Annotated in this window: 21 protein-coding genes; 19 read left to right on the plus strand and 2 right to left on the minus strand. The window is 73.5% G+C overall.

From position 1 onward, the window contains the following. Window positions 1-2: 2 nt before the first annotated feature. Both GH723_RS06780 and GH723_RS18725 read right to left on the minus strand, forming a co-directional pair. Window positions 3-2,138 (minus strand): alpha-galactosidase, encoded by a 2,136-nt coding sequence (locus GH723_RS06780; RefSeq protein WP_153758944.1) that lies wholly within the window; start codon window positions 2,136-2,138, stop codon window positions 3-5. A gap of 27 nt (window positions 2,139-2,165) precedes the next feature. After that, complete coding sequence (locus GH723_RS18725; protein ID WP_229023139.1) at window positions 2,166-2,363, minus strand: hypothetical protein; 198 nt, start codon at window positions 2,361-2,363, stop codon at window positions 2,166-2,168. 48 nt (window positions 2,364-2,411) lie between these two features. Between GH723_RS18725 and rsmD the strand changes: the two genes are divergently transcribed. The 19 genes from rsmD (at window position 2,412) to rplS (ending at window position 18,396) form a co-directional block, all read left to right on the plus strand. Beyond that, window positions 2,412-2,936: a 16S rRNA (guanine(966)-N(2))-methyltransferase RsmD gene (rsmD, locus tag GH723_RS18730; protein ID WP_229023140.1), complete on the plus strand. Its 525-nt coding sequence runs from the start codon at window positions 2,412-2,414 to the stop codon at window positions 2,934-2,936. Window positions 2,937-2,943: 7 nt separating this feature from the next. After that, window positions 2,944-3,432, plus strand: coding sequence for a pantetheine-phosphate adenylyltransferase (coaD, locus tag GH723_RS06790; RefSeq protein WP_153758946.1), 489 nt, complete (start codon window positions 2,944-2,946; stop codon window positions 3,430-3,432). Beyond that, complete coding sequence (locus tag GH723_RS18460; RefSeq protein ID WP_195210576.1) at window positions 3,432-4,034, plus strand: ATP synthase subunit B family protein; 603 nt, start codon at window positions 3,432-3,434, stop codon at window positions 4,032-4,034. Before coaD ends, GH723_RS18460 begins: the two co-directional genes overlap by 1 nt. Further along, complete coding sequence (locus GH723_RS06795) at window positions 4,031-4,567, plus strand: YceD family protein (RefSeq protein WP_195210577.1); 537 nt, start codon at window positions 4,031-4,033, stop codon at window positions 4,565-4,567. The genes GH723_RS18460 and GH723_RS06795 overlap by 4 nt, the downstream gene beginning before the upstream one ends. A gap of 105 nt (window positions 4,568-4,672) precedes the next feature. Further along, window positions 4,673-4,852, plus strand: a complete 180-nt coding sequence (gene rpmF / locus GH723_RS06800) for a 50S ribosomal protein L32 (RefSeq protein WP_153758948.1) — start codon at window positions 4,673-4,675, stop codon at window positions 4,850-4,852. 6 nt (window positions 4,853-4,858) lie between these two features. After that, window positions 4,859-5,842, plus strand: a complete 984-nt coding sequence (gene plsX / locus GH723_RS06805) for a phosphate acyltransferase PlsX (protein ID WP_229023141.1) — start codon at window positions 4,859-4,861, stop codon at window positions 5,840-5,842. Window positions 5,843-5,919: 77 nt separating this feature from the next. Further along, window positions 5,920-6,210: a phosphopantetheine-binding protein gene (locus tag GH723_RS06810; RefSeq protein WP_153758949.1), complete on the plus strand. Its 291-nt coding sequence runs from the start codon at window positions 5,920-5,922 to the stop codon at window positions 6,208-6,210. A 28-nt stretch (window positions 6,211-6,238) separates the two neighbouring features. Continuing rightward, window positions 6,239-6,973, plus strand: coding sequence for a ribonuclease III (gene rnc / locus GH723_RS06815; protein ID WP_267471364.1), 735 nt, complete (start codon window positions 6,239-6,241; stop codon window positions 6,971-6,973). Then, window positions 6,966-7,805 (plus strand): Fpg/Nei family DNA glycosylase, encoded by an 840-nt coding sequence (locus tag GH723_RS06820; protein ID WP_153758951.1) that lies wholly within the window; start codon window positions 6,966-6,968, stop codon window positions 7,803-7,805. Before rnc ends, GH723_RS06820 begins: the two co-directional genes overlap by 8 nt. A 94-nt stretch (window positions 7,806-7,899) precedes the next feature. Beyond that, on the plus strand, window positions 7,900-11,370 hold the full coding sequence (smc, locus tag GH723_RS06825) for a chromosome segregation protein SMC (RefSeq protein WP_153758952.1): 3,471 nt from the start codon (window positions 7,900-7,902) through the stop codon (window positions 11,368-11,370). Window positions 11,371-11,424: 54 nt separating this feature from the next. After that, window positions 11,425-12,783: a S1C family serine protease gene (locus GH723_RS06830; protein ID WP_153758953.1), complete on the plus strand. Its 1,359-nt coding sequence runs from the start codon at window positions 11,425-11,427 to the stop codon at window positions 12,781-12,783. Window positions 12,784-12,833: 50 nt separating this feature from the next. Then, entirely contained in the window at window positions 12,834-14,018 is a 1,185-nt protein-coding gene (ftsY, locus tag GH723_RS06835; RefSeq protein WP_153758954.1) for a signal recognition particle-docking protein FtsY, read from the plus strand. Beyond that, window positions 14,015-14,497: a BON domain-containing protein gene (locus tag GH723_RS06840; RefSeq protein WP_153758955.1), complete on the plus strand. Its 483-nt coding sequence runs from the start codon at window positions 14,015-14,017 to the stop codon at window positions 14,495-14,497. The genes ftsY and GH723_RS06840 overlap by 4 nt, the downstream gene beginning before the upstream one ends. A gap of 33 nt (window positions 14,498-14,530) precedes the next feature. After that, window positions 14,531-15,985: a signal recognition particle protein gene (gene ffh / locus GH723_RS06845; protein ID WP_153758956.1), complete on the plus strand. Its 1,455-nt coding sequence runs from the start codon at window positions 14,531-14,533 to the stop codon at window positions 15,983-15,985. 99 nt (window positions 15,986-16,084) lie between these two features. Beyond that, window positions 16,085-16,399: a 30S ribosomal protein S16 gene (gene rpsP, locus GH723_RS06850; RefSeq protein WP_153758957.1), complete on the plus strand. Its 315-nt coding sequence runs from the start codon at window positions 16,085-16,087 to the stop codon at window positions 16,397-16,399. Further along, entirely contained in the window at window positions 16,396-16,704 is a 309-nt protein-coding gene (locus GH723_RS06855; RefSeq protein WP_229023143.1) for a KH domain-containing protein, read from the plus strand. Before rpsP ends, GH723_RS06855 begins: the two co-directional genes overlap by 4 nt. Before the next feature lie 10 nt (window positions 16,705-16,714). Next, window positions 16,715-17,185, plus strand: a complete 471-nt coding sequence (rimM, locus tag GH723_RS06860; RefSeq protein WP_153758958.1) for a ribosome maturation factor RimM — start codon at window positions 16,715-16,717, stop codon at window positions 17,183-17,185. Window positions 17,186-17,195: 10 nt separating this feature from the next. Further along, window positions 17,196-17,936, plus strand: coding sequence for a tRNA (guanosine(37)-N1)-methyltransferase TrmD (gene trmD / locus GH723_RS06865; protein WP_153758959.1), 741 nt, complete (start codon window positions 17,196-17,198; stop codon window positions 17,934-17,936). A 112-nt stretch (window positions 17,937-18,048) separates the two neighbouring features. Continuing rightward, window positions 18,049-18,396, plus strand: a complete 348-nt coding sequence (rplS, locus tag GH723_RS06870) for a 50S ribosomal protein L19 (RefSeq protein ID WP_153758960.1) — start codon at window positions 18,049-18,051, stop codon at window positions 18,394-18,396. The last annotated feature ends 77 nt before the right edge of the window (window positions 18,397-18,473 follow it).

Consider the following 18,473-nt stretch of genomic DNA (forward strand, 5'->3'; position numbering starts at 1 on the left):
CGTCAGCGGTCCGGGGCGACGGCCGGGATGTGGAGGACCGTCGCGCAGGGGGCGGGGCCGGTCGGCCACGCGACCCGACCGCCGGTGACGGTGAGAGCGGCGTGGTCGCCACCGGGGGTGCGGTCGATCGCGGCGCGGTCGCCGTGGGGATCGAGCCAGGGGACGCGCACGGGAGGGGGTTCGGGCTCGTCGCCGTCGGCGCCCTCGGCGAGGCGGAAGAGGAACACGACGCCGTCGCCGGTGCGCGGGTCGGTGTAGCCGACGGCGCATCGGTCCGATCCCACGGGTGACACCAGCCGGTGGTGGTCGCCCTGCTGCACGAGGTCGCGGATGGCGCTGTAGTCGTCGGTGGCCCGTCGGCAGAGCGCGAGGTCGTCGGGCGAGAGCGCGTCGAGGTCGAGGTCGAACCCGAAGCGGCCGCTCATGGCGACGGCGCACGCGAACGCCAGCGGCCGCTGGCCCCACCGCGTGACGTGGGCGCCGAGCACGTTCGCCGGCAACAGGTGCGACGCCCCCCACTGGATGCGGACCCGGTCCACCGGGTCGGTGTCGTCGGAGGTCCACAGCTCGTGGAACCACCGGAGGGTGCCCGGGTCGCTGCGGCCGCCCCCCGACGCGCACAGCATCAGCTCGACGTCGGGGTGCCGCTCGGCGATCTCGGCCATCACCGCCCAGGTCGCCCGCACGCGGTCGACGGCGAGGTGGCTCTGGCGGTCGGCGGGGACGGCGCTCGATCCCGGCTCGGTCAGGTCCCGGTTGGCGTCCCACTTGAGGTAGCTGATCCCCGGGTGCTCGGTGAGGATCCGGCCGACGGTGTCGACCACGAACCGCCGCACCTCGGGGCGGCACAGGTCGAGGACGAGCTGGGAGCGCTCGGTCCGCCGGTCCCGTCCCGGTTCGCCGATCACCCAGTCCGGGTGCTCTGCGTAGAGGCGTGACGCGGGGTTGACCATCTCCGGTTCGACCCAGAGCCCGAACCGCATCCCCGCCGCGAGGGTGCGGTCGACGAGCGGCCCCAAGCCGTCCGGCAGCTTGCGGCGGTCGACCTCCCAGTCGCCGAGGCCGGTCGTGTCGTCGTCGCGCGGGTGGTCGACGCCGAACCAGCCGTCGTCGAGGAGGAACAGCTCGGCGCCGATCTCTGCCGCCCGGTCGATCTGGGTGGCCAGGCGGTCCGGGTGGAGGGCGAAGCCGACCGCCTCCCACGTGTTGGCGACCACCGCCCTCGGTCGTGCGCCGTCCCGTACGACCTCCTCTCGAACGAACCGCTGGAGGCTGCGGCTGGCCGGGCCGGTCCCGGCGTCGGACCAGGTCCACAGCACGTGTGGCGACTCGAAGGATCCCCCGGGGTCCAGCCGCCGCTCGGCGCCGACGTGCTGGTGGCCGACGACGAGCCGCTGCTGGCCGTGGAGCGCGACCTCGGCATCGAACCGGACGTCACCTCCCCACGCCACGGCGACGGCCGCCACCGAACCCTCCGTCTCGCTCGCTCGGCCGTCGGGCGCGAGGTGGACGACCGGCGCCCGGTGGAGCGACGGACGGACACCGCCGGCGGAGGCGACGACCTTGGTCCCCGGGCTCAGCCGCTCGGTGGTCTCGGTCCACTCCGCCGCCCATCCGCCGCCCCAGTGGGTGAGGTGCGGGTCCGACCCGGCGAAGGTCGGTGCGAACGCCGCAGCCGCGTGCAACTGCACCGCCCCGTCACCGGCGTTGCGCACCTCCACCCACTGCTCGAGGAGGTCGTGGCACGGCCAGGTCCGGACGACGAGGTCGACCCCCAGCGGCGCCGCCCGGTCGACGAGGGCGACGCGATGGACGAGGTCCCCGCAGCGCGCGTGGCCGTCGACCGGTGCGCTCGTGACCGAGGTGACCCGCAGGCGCGTCGACGTCACCCCGTCGGCATGGGTGACCCGCAACGCGGGCTCCCGGAGCGGTTCCTCGCCGAAGGTCGGGTAGGCCAGCGGGTAGAGGTGGACGGGGACGTCGGGCGACCGACCGGTGCCCCCGGGGCCCAAGGTGACCTGGCGGAGCCGACCGGAGGCGTCGACGGCCCACACCAGGCCGGTGCGACCGGCGTCGACGCGGACGATGGTCCCGGCCTGGTCGCTGACGGCAAGGGGATCGCCCTCCACCTCGTCCACGGGCCCGGACGGTACCGGGTCCGCGAGTCAGAACCCGGGAGGCTCCCAGCCGTCCCCCTGAGCATCGTCCTCGTCGGACACGATCAGGTCCCACCGGTCGAGGCAGTCCTCGCACCGGTAGACGACGAGGTCACCGGCGAAGAACCGACCGGTGTCGTCGGGCGGTGTGATCAGGTGGCAGCGACCGCCGCAGTCGATGCAGTCGATGGTCGCAGGGGGCCTCACCGGGCCGACGCTACCGTTCCCGTTCGTGAGGGCCCGACGTTGAGGATCGTGGCGGGCACCGCCCGTGGCCGGCGCATCGAGGCGCCCCCGGGCGACGCCGTGCGCCCGACCACCGACCGGGTGCGCGAGGCGACCTTCAACGCGCTGTGGTCGATGGGCGTCCTGGACGGCGCCGAGGTGCTCGACCTCTTCGCGGGCAGCGGCGCCAACGGCCTGGAGGCGCTGTCGAGGGGCGCGGCGCGCGCCACGTTCGTCGAGCGGGACCGGCGGACGGCCGACGTCGTGCGCCGCAACGTCGAGCACCTCGGCTTCGCGGAACGCGCCCGCGTGGTGGTCGCCGACGCCCTCGACCACGCCCCGACGGCGGGGCACATCGACCTGGTCCTCTGCGATCCTCCGTACGCGTTCGACGGGTGGGACGAGCTGCTCGGGAGCCTCCGCGCCGAGGTCGTCGTCGCCGAGTCGGACCGTCCGGTCGAGCCGCCCGTCGGCTGGGAGTTGGCTCGCAGCAAGCGGTACGGGGGTACGTTTGTCACGATCCTGACCGCAACGTCACACGACCCCCCGGAGTGAACCCCACGTGGCCGTCGTCCTCTACCCCGGCTCCTTCGACCCCGTCCACAACGGGCACCTGGAGATCGTCGAAACGGCGGCGCGGCTGTTCGACCAGGTCATCGTCGCCGCGATGCGCAACCCGCAGAAGGGGGAGCCCCTCTTCACCCTCGAGGAGCGCGAGCAGATGATCACCGAGGTGTTCGCGCACCTCGACAACGTGAAGGTCACGATGTTCTCGAGCCTCGTCGTCGATCTCGCGCGCGACGTCGGCGCCGACTTCATCGTCAAGGGCCTGCGCGCGGTCTCCGACTTCGAGAGCGAGCTGCAGATGGCGCAGATGAACCACGCCATCTCCGGCGTCGACACGCTGTTCATCCCCTCGGCGTCGGAGCACTCGTTCCTCGCGTCGCGCCTCATCCGCGAGGTCGCCCGCTTCGGCGGCGACGTCACCCCGATGGTGCCGCCCGCGGTCGCCGCACGCCTCGACCGCAAGTACGGCCAGGCGAGGGACTGATGGCCGACCTGCCGCCCGAGGCGCCGCGCCGCTCGTCGGAGCACCCCACGCCCCAGGCCGAGCAGCTGCTCCGCCGGGTCGCCGACGTCATCGGCCAGGCCCGGCCGATGCCGCTCTCGACCTCGGTCATGGTCAACAAGGACGAGGTCCTCGAGCTGCTCAACGAGGGCATCGAGCGGCTGCCCGACGAGCTGCGGGCCGCCCGCTGGCTGCTGAAGGAGCGCGACGAGTTCCTCGAGTCGGTGCGCCGGGAGGGCGACGAGATCCTCGAGCAGGCCCGGGCCCGGGCCGGGGCGATGGTGCAGCGCACCGAGGTCGTGAAGGCCGCCGAGGCGCGCGCCCGCCAGATCGTCGAGAAGGCCGAGGCCGACGCCCGTGCGATGCGCCACGAGGTCGAGGACTTCTGCGACCAGCGGCTCGCCAGCTTCGAGATCGTCCTCGAGCGCACTGCCCGCACCGTCGCCGAGGGTCGCTCCAAGCTGCAGGGGTCCGCCCGCCTCGCCGGCCCGGGGCTCACCGGCGACCAGCCCGACCCCGACGCCGAGGGTGCGGACGGCATCGAGTCGGAAGGTCCGGGGTTCTTCGACCAGGACCGGTCGTGACCCGCCCGCCGCTCCTCGTCAGCGTCACCGAGCTGCTGCGGCGGCCCGGGAGCCAGCGGGAGGTGCGGCGGTCGATCCCGTCGCCGGGGTTCGTGGTCGCCGGCTCGTCCGTCCCGGAGGGAGCGGACATCGACGTCGACGTCGTCGTCGCCTCGACCGCCGACCCGGGCACGATCACCGCCTCGGGCACGGTCGGCGCACCGTGGCGCGGCGAGTGCCGCCGCTGCCTCGAGCCGGTGGAGGGCACGCTGCAGATCGACCTCGACGAGGTCTTCTCCCGCCGCATCGACCCCTCGGAGGTCGACGACGTGTGGCCGCTCGAGGGCGAGGAGATCGACCTGGCCGAGGTCGTCGCCGACGCCGTCCTGCTCGCACTGCCGCTCGCGCCTCTCTGCGGGCCCGACTGCCAGGGGCCGGACCCCGACGACGCCCCGGTCACGGTGGAGGGCGACGGTGACGGCACGGGGGAGGAAGGCGGCGAGGCCCCCCGCGACCCCCGCTGGGCCGCGCTCGACGAGCTCCGCTTCGACTGAACGGCCGACGGGCCGCTATCCTCGACCCTCCGTGCCCGGGGTTCCCCGCGCACCCGAACGTCCGCCGGGAGCCACGGCTCCCACCTCTCGCGAGGATGCACTGCGATGGCCGTCCCCAAGAAGAAGACCTCCAAGGCGAAGAGCCGCAGCCGCCGGGCCTCGGCCTGGAAGCTCGGCACGCCGGCGCGCAGCGTCTGCCCGCGGTGCGGTGCCGCCAAGCTGCCCCACGTCGTGTGCGGCAACTGCGGTTGGTACAACGGCCGCCAGGCCATCGACGTCGACTGACGCCCGGTGCTGCCCATCGCGGTCGACGCCATGGGCGGCGACCTCGCCCCTGGTGAGATCGTCGCCGGCGCCATCCGTGCCCACACCGACGACGGCATCCCCGTCGTCCTCGTCGGCCGTCCCGAGGAGATCGAGCCCGGCCCCCTGGAGGTCATCCCGGCCTCCGAGGTGATCGCCATGGACGCCGACCCCGGCGGCTCCGTGCGTCGGATGAAGGACTCCTCGCTCGTGCGCGCCGCCGAGGCGGTGCGCGACGGGCGGGCCAGCGCCATGATCAGCGCCGGCAACACCGGCGCCACCATGGCGAGTGCCCTGCTCCGCATGGGTCGCATCAAGGGCGTCGCCCGCCCGGCGATCGCCACCCCCATCCCCGATCCGGTCGGGCGGCCCTGCGTCCTGCTCGACGCCGGGGCCAACGCCGAGTGCCAGCCCGAGTGGCTCGTCCAGTTCGCCCAGATGGGCGCGGTGTACTCCCGCGAGCGCTACGGCGTCGAGCGTCCCCGCGTCGGCCTCCTGTCGATCGGGGAGGAGCCCACCAAGGGCAACGACCTCGTCAAGGCCACCCACAAGCTGCTCGCCGGCCTCGACTGGGACGCCGCGGGCGCCGAGTTCATCGGCAACATCGAGGGCCGTGACCTCATGGCGTCCGCCGCCGACGTCGCCGTCACCGACGGCTTCACCGGCAACGTGGCGCTCAAGGCGCTCGAGGGCGGCATGCGCTCGCTGGTCGGCGCGCTGCTCGGCGTGTTCGACAGCTCCGACGAGGCCCGTGCCGCGGCCGAGGTGCTCGTGCCGGCGCTCGCGCCGCTCTACGCCCAGCTCGACCCCGAGAACACCGGTGGGGCGATGCTCCTCGGCGTCGACGGCGTCTGCATGATCAGCCACGGATCGTCGACGGCGGTGGCGATGCAGAACGCCGTCCGCACCGCGGCCGAGATGGTCGAGGGCGACCTCGTCGGGCACCTCCGGGCCGCCGTCACCCCCGCCTGACGGTTCACGACTTCACAAGCGCGCGTCGGCTAGCATCCCGACGCGTTCAGACCCCCCGACCCTCGAGGAGCGCCCGAGTGCCCGCCGAGACCCACGTCGAACACGGCCCGATCGGCCGTGACGAGATCTTCGAGCTCATCCGCGACCGGCTCGCCGACATCCTCGAGATCGAGCCGTCCTCGATCAGCGAGGGGCAGTCCTTCGCCGACGACCTCGAGGCCGACTCGCTGGCGCTCATCGAGCTCGTCGAGGCCCTCGAGGAGGAGCTGGGGGAGCGCACCGTCGGGTTCCGGATCGACGACGAGGACCTCGAGGACCTGAAGACCGTGCGGGACGCCGTGGACTACATCCACGGCCGGGTGGGCTAGGACACTGATCGCGACGTCCGACCTCGACCTGCTCACGACCCGACTCGGCCACCGGTTCGAGCGCGTCGAGCTGCTCGAGCTCGCCCTCACCCATCGTTCCTTCTGCGCGGAGAACCCGGGCACCGAGTCCAACGAGCGGTTGGAGTTCCTCGGCGACGCCGTCCTCGGCATGGTCGTCACCGAGCACCTCTACACGGCGCACCCGGAGCGGTCCGAGGGCACGCTCGCCCCGATGCGGGCGGCGGTCGTCAGCGCGGTCACCCTCGCAGAGGTCGCAGCCGAGCTCGACCTCGGCGCCCACCTCCGCCTCGGCAAGGGCGAGCGGTCGGCGGGCGGCCGGGACAAGGGCTCGATCCTCTCCGACGCCATGGAGGCGGTGATCGGCGCCGTCTACCTCGACGGCGGGTGGGCAGCCGCTCGCGCCCTGGTGCTCGGCCTGATGGAGCCCCGCCTGGCGGTGCTCGAGATCGGGTCGCCCCACCGCGACCACAAGACGCACCTGCAGGAGCTCGCGGCGCGACGCTTCGGCAGCGACGTGCCGCAGTACCGGGTCGACAGCACCGGTCCCGACCACGCCAAGCACTTCCACGCCACCGTCCACGTCGGCGGTGCGCCCCGGGGCACGGGCGAGGGACGATCGAAGAAGCAGGCGGAGCAGGCGGCCGCAGCCGCGGCGATCGCCGCCATGGCGGGGGAGGCGGACGTGCCGGACCCGAGCACCACACACGACGACACCGAAGGGGTTGGGAGCACCGATGCGTGAGCTGCCGGAGGTCGAGACCATCCGCCGCGCCCTCGACAAGGAGGCGGGTGGGAAGAAGGTGAAGACCGCCGACGTCGCCGCGCCGATGTCGGCGCTGCCGCACCACCCGAACAAGAAGCACCTGGCCGGCAAGCTGGAGGGGGCGAAGATCACGTCGGTCACCCGGCGAGGCCTGGCGCTGCTCCTCCAACTCGACACCGGTGACGTCGCCGTGGTCCAGCTCGGCACCGGCGGGTGGATCGTGAAGGCGGTCCCGAAGGACCCGGTCGGCAAGGAGACGCTGATCACCCTGGCCTTCACCCAGGGCGGGCAGGTGCGGATCAACGACACGTCCGGCACCGCCACCGTGTCGGTCGTGTCGGCCGACGACCTCGACGCGCAGTTCCCCGAGCTCACCACCCTCGGCCTCGACCCGGTCGAGACGCCCGTGTCGTGGACCCTCTTCGCCGAGATGCTCCGAGGCCGCAAGTCGAAGCTGAAGGCGTTCCTCACCGACCAGACCGTGATCGCGGGGCTCGGCGACCTGTACGCCGACGAGATCCTCTTCGCCGCCGGTCTGCGGCCCGACCGCATCGCCGGGTCGCTGACCACCCAGGAGATCCGGCGTCTCTACCGCTCGGTCGTCGAGACCCTCCACGACGCGATCAAGTACCGCGGCACGTCGCTCGACGGTGACGAGTTCGTCGACCTCTACGGCAAGCCCGGTGAGTACACCGACCACCTCAAGGTCTTCGCCCTCGAGAAGGAGGCGTGCCGCCGCTGCCGCGTGCCCGTGGTCAAGGTGCGCTCGGGGTCGACCGTCACCTACATGTGCGAGCAGTGCCAGGTCTGACACCGCCGTGGCGCGGCCGTCGGATGCCGCGGGTCGCCCCCGGGTCGAGGAGTAGCCTCGACCCGATGTCGTCCGACCCCGGCCCGGAGCGCTCGTGTTCCTGAAGACACTCACGCTGAAGGGCTTCAAGTCCTTCGCGGACACGACCAACCTCGACCTCGAGCCGGGGATCACCGTCGTCGTCGGACCGAACGGCAGCGGCAAGTCCAACGTCGTCGACGCCATCGCGTGGGTGCTCGGCGCGCAGGCGCCGAGCGCGGTCCGCTCCCAGAAGATGGACGACGTCATCTTCGCCGGCACCACGAAGCGCTCCGCGCTCGGCCGCGCCGAGGTGTCGCTCACGATCGACAACTCGGCGGGGCTGCTGCCGATCGACTTCACCGAGGTCACGATCACCCGGATCCTCTTCCGCACGGGGGAGAGCGAGTACGCGATCAACGGCGTGCCCTGCCGGCTGCTCGACATCCAGGACCTGCTCTCCGACAGCGGCGTGGGCCGCCAGCAGCACGTCATCGTCTCGCAGGGCCAGATCGACGCGGTGCTGAACGCCCGGGCCGAGGAGCGGCGCTTCATCATCGAGGAGGCCGCCGGCGTCCTGAAGTACCGACGGCGCAAGGAGAAGGCCGAGCGCCGGCTCTCCGCCACCGAGGGCAACCTCCTGCGCATCCAGGACCTGCTCCGGGAGGTGCGGCGCCAGCTCCGCCCGCTCGAGCGCCAGGCCGACGCCGCTCGCCGCCACGGCGACGTCGTGGCCGAGCTGTCCGCCCTGCGGATCTTCCTCGCCGGCCGGGAGCTGGCGACCCTCCGCGCCAAGCTCGACGCCGACGCCCGCTCGAAGGAGGAGCTGAGCCGGGCCGAGCGGGACCACCGCGACCGGCTGGCGCAGCTCGACACCGAGGTGATGGCCGCCGAGTCCCGCCTCACCGCCGTGGGCGGCGACGACCTCGGCGACGACCTCGTGGCGTTCGAGTCGCTGCGAGAGCGGGCCCGCGGCCTCGCCGCCGTGCTCGCGGAGCGGGCCCGGGGCATCGAGCGCGAACGCTCGTCCCAGGTCGACCAGGCGATCGTCGCCAACCTCGAAGCCGAGTCGGCGCGCCTCGACGAGGAGCTGGCGTCGGTGGGGCAGGACGCCGAGGCCCTGGCGCCCCTCATGGCGTCGCTCGCCGAGGACGAAGAGGCGCTCGACGCCGACCGCGCCCGCTTCGACGCCGACTGGGGCGAGGGCGTGGCGCCCCCGAGCGGTCGGGCCGCCGAGGTGCGGGGCGAGCTGGGCGCCCTCGTGTCATCGCTCGAGCGGGGCGAGACCGAGCTGGCCCGGGTCGACGAGCGCCTGGCCGGGCTCGACGCGGCGGCGGCGCGCCTCGAGGCCGAGGCCGAGCGCCTCCGGGGCGAGCTGGCTGCGGCCGAGGCCGCCGAGGAGCCGCTCGTCGGGCGCCTGGACGGGGCCGAGCGGCGACGGGCGATCGCAGAAGGAGCGGTGGAGTCGGCCCGCGACGCGCTCTCCGCCGCCGAAGGCGACCGGTCCCGCTGGCAGGCGAGGGCCGAGGCGCTCGGGATGGCCCTCGACGCCGCCCGGGCCCGCGCCGGCGCCGAACGGCTCTCGGGCGTCGACGGCGTCGTCGGCACCCTGCTCGACGTGGTGGAGGTCGACGCGGGCTGGGAGGCGGCCTTCGAAGCCGCTGCCGGTGACGCGATCACCGCCGTGGTGGTGGACGGCGTCGACGCCGGTCGGCGGGCCCTCGACGCGCTGGTCTCCGGCGACACCCAGGGCGCCGTCCTGGCCCTCGGCGCCCGCCACGCCGCCGCGCCGGCGGCGCCGCCGATCGGCGAGCCCGTCCGGCGTCACGTCCGGTCGGCGAACCGCGACGTGGAGGCGCTCCTCGACCAGCTGATCGGCGCCGCGGTCGCGGTCGACGGTGGCTGGTCCGCTGCTGTCGACGCCGCGCTCGGCCACCCCGGTGCCGTCGTCGTCACCCGCGACGGCTCGCGCTTCGGGGCGAGCGGATGGCGCATCGGGGTCGCCGGCACCGGCGCCACCGGCGCGGCGCTCGAGGAGGCGAACGAGCGCGTCGCCGCCGCGTCGGAGCTGGCCGAGGCAGCGGCGGGCGCTCTGGCCGCGGCGGAGGCCGACCTGGCGACCGCTCGCGCCGAGCAGGACGCCATCGCCAAGGAGCTCGACGCCAACGACGGCCTGCTCTCGGCCGCGGGCGACGCGCTGCAGCGGGTCGAGACCGAGCGGCGCGACGCCACGACCCAGGGCGAGGAGCTGCGCAGCCGCCGCGACGAGCAGCTGGCCCGCCTCGAACGCGACCGGGCCCGCCGACGCGAGCTCGAGGCGACGCTGCCCATGCTCGAGGACGAGGAGGCGGAGCGGATCGAGCAGGGCAAGGCGCTCGCCGCCGCCCGCACCCGCCTCGAGCAGCGCACCGCGACGCTCACGTCGCGACGCCGCGAGCTCGAGGTGCGCGCCGCGGGCGTCGACCAGCGCCGCACCGTCCTCACCCAGCGGCGCGCCGAGATCGATCAGCGCCTCGAGCGCCACGCCGAGGAGCGCCAGCAGGCCAACGAGCGGCGAGTCGAGGTCGAGCGCCGGGCCCGGGCCACGCACCGGCTCGCGGGCGTCGTGTCCGAGCACCTCGCCGTCATCGAGGAGCGCCTCGCGGACCTCCACGAGCGTCGGCGCGCCCAGTCCGAGACGGCGCGGGCCGAGGCCGCGGCCCTCGACGCGCTCCGCAAGGAGCGGTCCGAGGTCGAGCGGGCGCTCGGCGAGGTCCGGGAGCGGCTGGCCCGCATCGAGCTCGGCGATGCCGAGACGAGGGTCCGCATCGAGACCGCCGTCGAGGCGCTGCGGCGGGACCTCGACGTCGACCCCGACACCGCCATCGCGGCGGAGATGCCCGACCTGCCCGAGGGCGCGACCCCGGCGGCCCGGGTGCGCGAGCTCGAACGTGAGCTGCGCCTCATGGGGCCGATCAACCCGCTCGCGCTCGAGGAGTTCGAGGCGCTGCAGGAGCGCCACACGTTCCTCCAGGCGCAGCTCGACGACGTGAAGTCCACCCGCCGGGACCTGGCCAAGATCATCCGGGCCATCGACGGCGAGATCGTCGAGGTGTTCGCGGCGGCGTTCGCCGACGTGAGCGAGAACTTCGCCCGGCTGTTCGAGACCCTCTTCCCCGGTGGCCGTGGTCGGCTCCGGCTCACCGATCCCGACGACATGCTGACCACCGGCATCGAGGTCGAGGCACGCCCGTCGGGCAAGAACGTGCGGAAGCTGTCGCTGCTGTCCGGCGGCGAGCGCTCCCTCACCGCGCTGGCCTACCTCTTCGCCGTCTTCCGCAGCCGCCCGAGCCCCTTCTACGTGATGGACGAGGTCGAGGCCGCGCTCGACGACGTCAACCTGCACCGCTTCCTCGACCTGATCCACGAGTTCAGGGAGGAGGCCCAGCTGCTCATCGTCAGCCACCAGAAGCGCACGATGGAGGCTGCCGACTGCCTCTACGGCGTCACCATGCAGCCGGGCGGCTCCTCGCGGGTGGTCTCGGAGAAGGTGTCGAGCTCTCACTGAATCCTCACCGCGAGCCCATCGGGGCCTCGCACGGGCACCGGTACCGTGCCCGACATGAAGGAGGACGCCGTGAACGACGAACGACACGACGACCCCACCGTCGCGGAGCGCACCGACCACCCGGTGGCCGAGCCGACGATCGTGGACGAGACCGCCTGGGGGAGCGCCGAGTCGACCGCCCCCCGGCCCACCCCGCCGCTCGCCGCCCCGCCGCCCGACCAGGGCACCGGCCGCGGCGCGCCGTCGGTGTTCGCCCAGCACACGCCGTACTGGGCCACCCCGCCGGCCCCTCCCGCACCGGAGCCGACGGCCGCCGCGTCGGCCCCGCCCCCTCCGGCGGCGCCGGCCGCCGAGGTGGTGCGAGCGCCGCGCTGGGTGCTGCCGTTCGCGATCCTCGCCGCCTTGGCGCTCTTCTCCGGCGGCGCTCTGGCCGGTTGGGCCGTCGCCACCGACGACGAGGCCTCCGACGGCGAGATGACCTCCGTCGACGCCGGCGGTGACACCTCGCCGGTCTCGGTGCCGGCCGATCCGCTGGTGGGTCCCGACGCCGAGGAGCCGGTCGCCGCCGTCGCGGAGGCCGTCGCGCCGTCCGTCGTGCAGATCGAGACCGACACCGGCCTCGGGTCCGGCGTGATCTTCGACGACGAGGGCCACATCCTCACCGCGGCCCACGTGCTCCAGGGTGCCAACCAGCTGCGGGTGCGCCTCGCCGACGGCACGCTCGTGCCCGCCGAGGTCGTCGGCACCAATGCCCCGACCGACGTCGGCGTGGTGTCGATCGAGCCCCGTGACGACCTGGTGCCCGCCACGCTCGGCGTCGACGCCGACATCCAGGTGGGCCAGCTGGCGGTGGCCGTCGGCAGCCCCTTCGGCCTCGACCAGACGATCACGTCCGGCGTGGTGTCGGCCCTCGACCGGCCGGTGCAGACCGAGGGCACGTCGATCGTCGGCATGATCCAGACCGATGCGTCGATCAACCCGGGCAACTCGGGCGGCGCGCTCGCCGACCGGTTCGGGCGGATCATCGGCATCAACGACGCCATCCGCACCTCCGGCGGAGGCAACGAGGGCGTCGGCTTCGCCATCCCGATCGACCTGGCCGTCCGCGTCGCCGAGCAGCTCATCGCCGGCGAGGACATCCAGGCCGGCCTCCTCGGCGTCACGGTCAGCGACCCGACCGCCGGCGAGCCCGGCGCCCTGATCGGCGAGATCATGCCCGGCTCGCCCGCCGAGTCCTCGGGCCTCGAGGTCGGCGACCTGATCACCGCCATCGAGGGCGAGTCGATCTCCGGCACCCAGAACCTGCGGGCCGAGATCCTGGCCCGCCCGCCGGGCACCACCGTCACCGTCGAGGTCCTCCGCGACGGCGACCGCCTGGAGCTCGACGTCACGCTCACCAGCGCCACCGACTGACCGTCCCGGCCGCGGGCGGCGGCGGGGTGCCTCGGTAGAGTGCCGGGGTCATGCCTGAGATCCTCTTCCTCCTCGTCGGACTGCTCGTCGTCGCCGGCGTCGTCGTCGGCTACGTCGCCACCACCCGCCGCTCGCGCGGGCCCGAGCTCGAGCCGCCGCCCGAGCAGCGGGCCGGCACGACCACCCTCGAGCGGCCCCCCGAGGCGCCACCCGAGGAGGGGCCGGCCGTCGAGGTCCCGCCGGCCGAGGTCCCTCCGGTCGAGGAGGCCCCTCCTGCGGTCGAGGCCCCCGCGGCCCCGCCCCGCCTGCGGGACCGGCTCGGCAAGGCTCGGGCCACGCTCGCCGGCTACGTCGGCTCGGTGCTCGGCCGCTCGGGCATCGACGCCGAGACCTGGGACGAGCTCGAGGAGGCACTGCTGCTCGCCGACGTCGGCGTCGGTCCGACGATGGAGATCCTCGACCACGTCCGCGCACGGGTGAAGGACGAGGGCATCACGGACCCGGAGGCCCTCGTCGAGGTCCTGAAGGCCGAGCTGAAGGACCGCATCGGCGGCGGCGACCGCACCCTGCGCCGCGATGTGTCCGACGGGCGCACCTGCGTGTGGCTCTTCGTCGGGGTCAACGGCGTCGGCAAGACGACCACGATCGGCAAGGTCGCCGCACGCGAGCGGGCCGAGGGGCGCCAGGTCCTGCTCGCGGCCGGCGACACCTTCCGGGCCGCCGCCGCCGAGCAGCTCGAGATGTGGGCCGAGCGTGCGGGTGCGGACTTCGTGCGCGGGGCCGAGGGCAGCGACCCGAGCTCGGTGATCTTCGACGGGGTCCAGCGCGCGGCCTCCCGGGGCCACGAGCTCGTCCTCGCCGACACCGCCGGGCGGCTCCACACCAAGGTCAACCTGATGGAGGAGCTGGCCAAGGTCCGACGGGTCTCCGACCGCGAGCCCGGTCAGGTGGCCGAGGTGCTCCTCGTCATCGACGCCACCACGGGCCAGAACGGCCTCACCCAGGCCCGGCAGTTCGCGGAGGCCGCAGACGTCACCGGCGTGGTGCTGACCAAGCTCGACGGGTCGGCGAAGGGCGGCATCGTCGTGGCGATCCAGACCGAGCTCGGCATCCCTGTCAAGCTTGTCGGGCTGGGGGAGACCGCCGCGGACCTCGTGGAGTTCGATCCCGACGAGTTCGTCGAGGCGCTGTTCGCCTCCGCGTCGACGCCTGCCGCCCACCGGGAGACACCGTGATCCGCACGCTCATCGCCCTGCCGTTCCGCCTCGTCGCCCTGGTCGTGGCCATCCCCACCCGCCTGTCGGCCCGCCTGCTGCGCTTCTCGGTGGTCACCGCGGCACGCACGACCCGGCTCGCGGTGCGCAGCAGCCTCATCAGCTTCGCGGTCGGCGTCGGGCTCGGGTGGTTCCTGTCCACCCCGACGGGGCGGTACGCGACCGGCGTGGCGCTCGACGCCGTCCGCGGCCGTCGTGCACCCGTCGACGACGCTGCCCTGGCCGGGCGCGTGCGCGCCGCCCTGGAGGGCGGCCCGGCCACGTCGCACCTCCCGCAGCCGCAGGTCGCGGTCGCCGGCGGCGTCGTCACCCTCTCGGGGGGCGTCCCCGACGAGACGACGCGCACCGAGCTGCTCGCCGCGGCCGCCACCACCGAGGGCGTGGTGTCGGTGGTCGACCGCCTCGTCGTCGGCGCCGACCCGCAGGGCGCCACGGTCTGATGCCCCCGGTCGTCGGGTAGCATCGTCCACCGCATGTTCGACGCACTCTCCGACCGTTTCGACGGCATCTTCAAGCGGCTCAAGGGCCGGGGCCGCCTCGGCGACGCCGAGGTCGACGAGGTCCTCCGCGAGATCCGGGTGGCCCTCCTCGAGGCCGACGTCAACATCGCGGTGGCCCGCGGCCTCGTCGGCCGCATCCGCGAGCGCTGCGTCGGCGAGGAGCTGAGCCGCTCGCTCAGCCCCGCCCAGCAGGTCATCAAGATCGTCCACGAGGAGCTCATCGAGACCCTCGGCGGCGAGACGATGAAGGTCACCTTCGCGTCGAAGCCGCCCACCGTGGTCCTCATGGCCGGTCTCCAGGGCGCCGGCAAGACGACCACCACCGCCAAGCTCGCTCGCTGGTTCAAGCAGCAGGGACGCAACCCGCTGCTCGTCGGTGCCGACCTCCAGCGTCCCGCCGCCGTCGAGCAGCTCCGCACCCTCGGCTCCCAGATCGACGTGCCGGTGTGGTCCGAGCCGACCGATCCGGTCGCGGTCGCCGAGGGCGGCCTCGCCGAGGCCCGTCGCCTCGGCCGTGACGTGGTCATCGTCGACACCGCCGGTCGCCTCGCCATCGACGCCGAGATGATGGAGCAGGTCCGCCAGATCTCCGGCGCCGTCGACCCGCACTACACGTTCCTCGTCATCGACGCCATGACCGGCCAGGACGCGGTCAGCGTCGCCCAGGCCTTCCACGAGACCCTCGCGCTCGACGGCGTCATCCTCACCAAGCTCGACGGCGACGCCCGGGGCGGCGCCGCCCTGTCGGTCAAGGAGGTCGTCGGCCGCCCCATCGCCTTCGCCTCCACCGGCGAGAAGATCGCCGACTTCGACCAGTTCCACCCCGACCGCCTCGCCGGTCGCATCCTCGGAATGGGCGACGTGCTCACCCTCATCGAGAAGGCCGAGGAGGCCTTCGAGAAGGACGAGGCCGAGGCCGCCGCCGCCCGCCTGCTCGAGGGGCAGTTCACCCTCGACGACTTCCTCGAGCAGATGCAGCAGCTGAAGAAGATGGGCCCCCTCCAGGGGCTCATGGGCATGCTGCCCGGGGTCCCGAAGGAGGTCCGCGACGCCGAGATCGACGACCGCGAGATCGCCCGGGTCGAGGCGATCATCCGCTCGATGACGATCGCCGAGCGCACCGACCCCGACATCGTCGACGGGTCCCGGCGCACCCGCATCGCCAACGGCTCCGGCACCAGCCCGAACCAGGTCGCCCAGCTCCTCAAGCAGTTCAAGGAGGTGCAGTCGCTCATGAAGCGCATGGGCGGCGGCGGCATGGTGCCCGGGCGGAAGAAGGGCAAGAAGGGGAAGAAGGGCAAGGGGCGCTCGGGCGGACGGGTCACCCCGAAGGGCGCCGCCAAGCCCCGCTTCGATCCTGACGACCCGCTCGGCATCCAGCAGCTCCAGGAGCTCCAGCTCCCGGGGCGGGGCCCGAAGTTGAACTGACCGGCCTCACCGGTCAAGACTGTCCAGTCGCCCTCGCAGCCCCGCGGGGCGAGACCACCTCGCGACACCCCTCGCAGCACACGACGAAGGAAGAACAACGTGGCCGTCAAGCTCCGCCTGATGCGGATGGGCAAGAAGAAGCAGCCGACCTACCGCGTCGTCGCCGCCGATGCCCGCTCGCCCCGCGACGGGCGCTTCATCGAGATCGTCGGCACCTACGAGCCCCGCCGTGACCCGTCGGTCATCAAGATCGACAACGAGAAGGCCGTGAAGTGGCTCCGCAACGGTGCCCAGCCGACCGAGACGGTGCAGAAGCTCCTGAAGACCTCCGGCGCCTGGGACTGGTACACCACCGGCCAGGAGCCGGCGCCCGCCGCCGACGCCCCGACCGCCGAGAGCGGCGCCGAGTCGTGACCGACCTCGATCAGCCCGCTGACGAGGGCGGCGAGATCATCCCCGTCGAGGAGTCGAGCCAGGACGCGCCCACCGCGACCGCCGTGCTCGAGTACCTCGTCCGCAACGTGGTGGACGACCCCGACGGCGTCCGGGTCGAGGCCGACGACTCCCGGTCCCGCCTGCAGCTCAACGTGCACGTCGCCGACGGCGACATGGGCCGGGTGATCGGCCGTCGCGGCCGCGTCGCCAACGCCATCCGCACCGTCGTGCGTGCCGCCGCCGTGCGTGACGGCGTCGACGTCGACGTCGAGTTCGTCGACTGACGACGCCCCGATGACCGACCGGCTCGAGGTCGGGCGCATCACCAAGGCCCACGGCCTGCGCGGCGAGGTCATCGTCGTGCTGACGACCGACCGCCCCGAGCGCGTCGCCGCCGGCGCCGTCCTGCACGACCGCGACGACCACCCCATGGTCGTCGCGTCGTCGCGCCCGCACCAGAACGGGTGGATCGTCCAGTTCGAGGGGGTCGAGGGCCGCGACGCCGCCGACGCGCTGAGGGGCCGCACCCTCCTCGCCGATCCGATCGACGATCCCGACGTCCTCTGGGTCCACCAGCTCATCGGCTCCACGGTGGTCGAGGCGGACGGCACCGAGCGTGGCGTCGTCGAGTCGGTGCAGTCGAACCCCGCGAGCGACCTGCTGGTGCTCGACACCGGCGCCCTCGTGCCGCTCGTGTTCGTCACCGGACGCTCGCCCGGGCGGGTCACGATCGACCCGCCCGAGGGCCTGTTCGACCTCGGCTGAGGAGCGTGCCGTGCGGATCGACGTGTTCACGATCTTCCCGCCGATGGTCGAGGGGTTCGCCGGGGCCAGCCTCCTCGGGCGGGCGCAGGAGCGGGGTCTGCTCGACGTGCGGGTCCACGACCTGCGCAGCCAGGCCACCGACGCGCACCGCACCGTCGACGACGCCCCGTTCGGCGGTGGCGCGGGCATGGTCCTGATGCCCGAGCCGGTCTTCGCTGCGGTCGAGGCCGTCGACCCGCCGCGACCGCTGCTCCTCATGGGCCCCGGCGGACGGCGGTTCGACCAGGCGATGGCGCGTGACCTCGCCGGGGGCGAGGGCTTCTCCGTGCTGTGCGGTCGCTACGAGGACGTCGACCAGCGCATCCGCGAGCACCTCGTCGACGAGGAGGTCTCGATCGGCGACTACGTGCTCGCAGGCGGGGAGGTCGCCGCGCTCGTGATCCTCGAGGCGGTCGGTCGCCTCGTCCCCGGCGTGATGGGCAACGCCACGTCGGGCACCGAGGAGTCGTTCTCCGACGGGCTCCTCGAGTACCCGCAGTACACGCGCCCCGCCGAGTTCCGGGGCTGGGCCGTTCCCGAGGTGCTGCGCTCGGGCGACCACGGCCGGGTCGCCCGCTGGCGGCGGGCCCGGTCCCTCGACCGGACGCTGCGGCTGCGCCCCGACCTGATCGCGGCCCGTGGAGGGCTCACCGACGAGGAGCAGGCACTGCTCGACGAGCACGGCCTGGGGCCGTCGGCGTCCGGCGTCTGACCGGCGGCTTTGGCGTCCTGCCGGCGATCCTCTATCCTTCAGAGTCCGCCGTACACAGGGTGGAGCCGCCAGGTGCCGCTCCCCACCGCCTGACCGCGCAGGAGCGCTTGCCATGCAACCCACCGATCTCGTCGACCAGAGCAGCCTTCGCGACGACATCCCCGACTTCGCTCCGGGCGACACGCTGAAGGTCCACGTGCGCGTCGTCGAGGGCAACCGCGAGCGCATCCAGGTCTTCCAGGGGGCGGTCATCCGCCGCCAGGGCGGTGGCCTGCAGGAGACCTTCACCGTGCGCAAGGTGAGCTTCGGCGTGGGCGTCGAGCGGACCTTCCCCGTCCACTCGCCGATCATCGCCAAGATCGAGGTCCACACCCGTGGCGACGTGCGCCGGGCCAAGCTCTACTACCTGCGCGACCGCGTCGGGAAGGCCGCGAAGATCAAGGAGAAGCGCGAGGCCTGAGCCACGCGCCGGGGGAGTGTCACAGCTCCTCCGTACGGTCGTCGCATGACGACCCGACTCCCGCCCCCTCCGCTCCG

The organism is Actinomarinicola tropica, from assembly GCF_009650215.1.
Classification (GTDB): Bacteria; Actinomycetota; Acidimicrobiia; order Acidimicrobiales; family SKKL01; genus Actinomarinicola; species Actinomarinicola tropica.

What these genes read in the sequence shown, in the direction of transcription:
- rimM (WP_153758958.1), top strand. Translation starts at nt 16,715, where the DNA reads ATGACCGACCGGCTCGAGGTCGGGCGCATCACCAAGGCCCACGGCCTG.
- GH723_RS06830 (WP_153758953.1), top strand. Translation starts at nt 11,425, where the DNA reads ATGAAGGAGGACGCCGTGAACGACGAACGACACGACGACCCCACCGTC.
- GH723_RS18460 (WP_195210576.1), top strand. Translation starts at nt 3,432, where the DNA reads ATGGCCGACCTGCCGCCCGAGGCGCCGCGCCGCTCGTCGGAGCACCCC.
- GH723_RS06820 (WP_153758951.1), top strand. Translation starts at nt 6,966, where the DNA reads ATGCGTGAGCTGCCGGAGGTCGAGACCATCCGCCGCGCCCTCGACAAG.
- ftsY (WP_153758954.1), top strand. Translation starts at nt 12,834, where the DNA reads ATGCCTGAGATCCTCTTCCTCCTCGTCGGACTGCTCGTCGTCGCCGGC.
- ffh (WP_153758956.1), top strand. Translation starts at nt 14,531, where the DNA reads ATGTTCGACGCACTCTCCGACCGTTTCGACGGCATCTTCAAGCGGCTC.
- rplS (WP_153758960.1), top strand. Translation starts at nt 18,049, where the DNA reads ATGCAACCCACCGATCTCGTCGACCAGAGCAGCCTTCGCGACGACATC.
- rpmF (WP_153758948.1), top strand. Translation starts at nt 4,673, where the DNA reads ATGGCCGTCCCCAAGAAGAAGACCTCCAAGGCGAAGAGCCGCAGCCGC.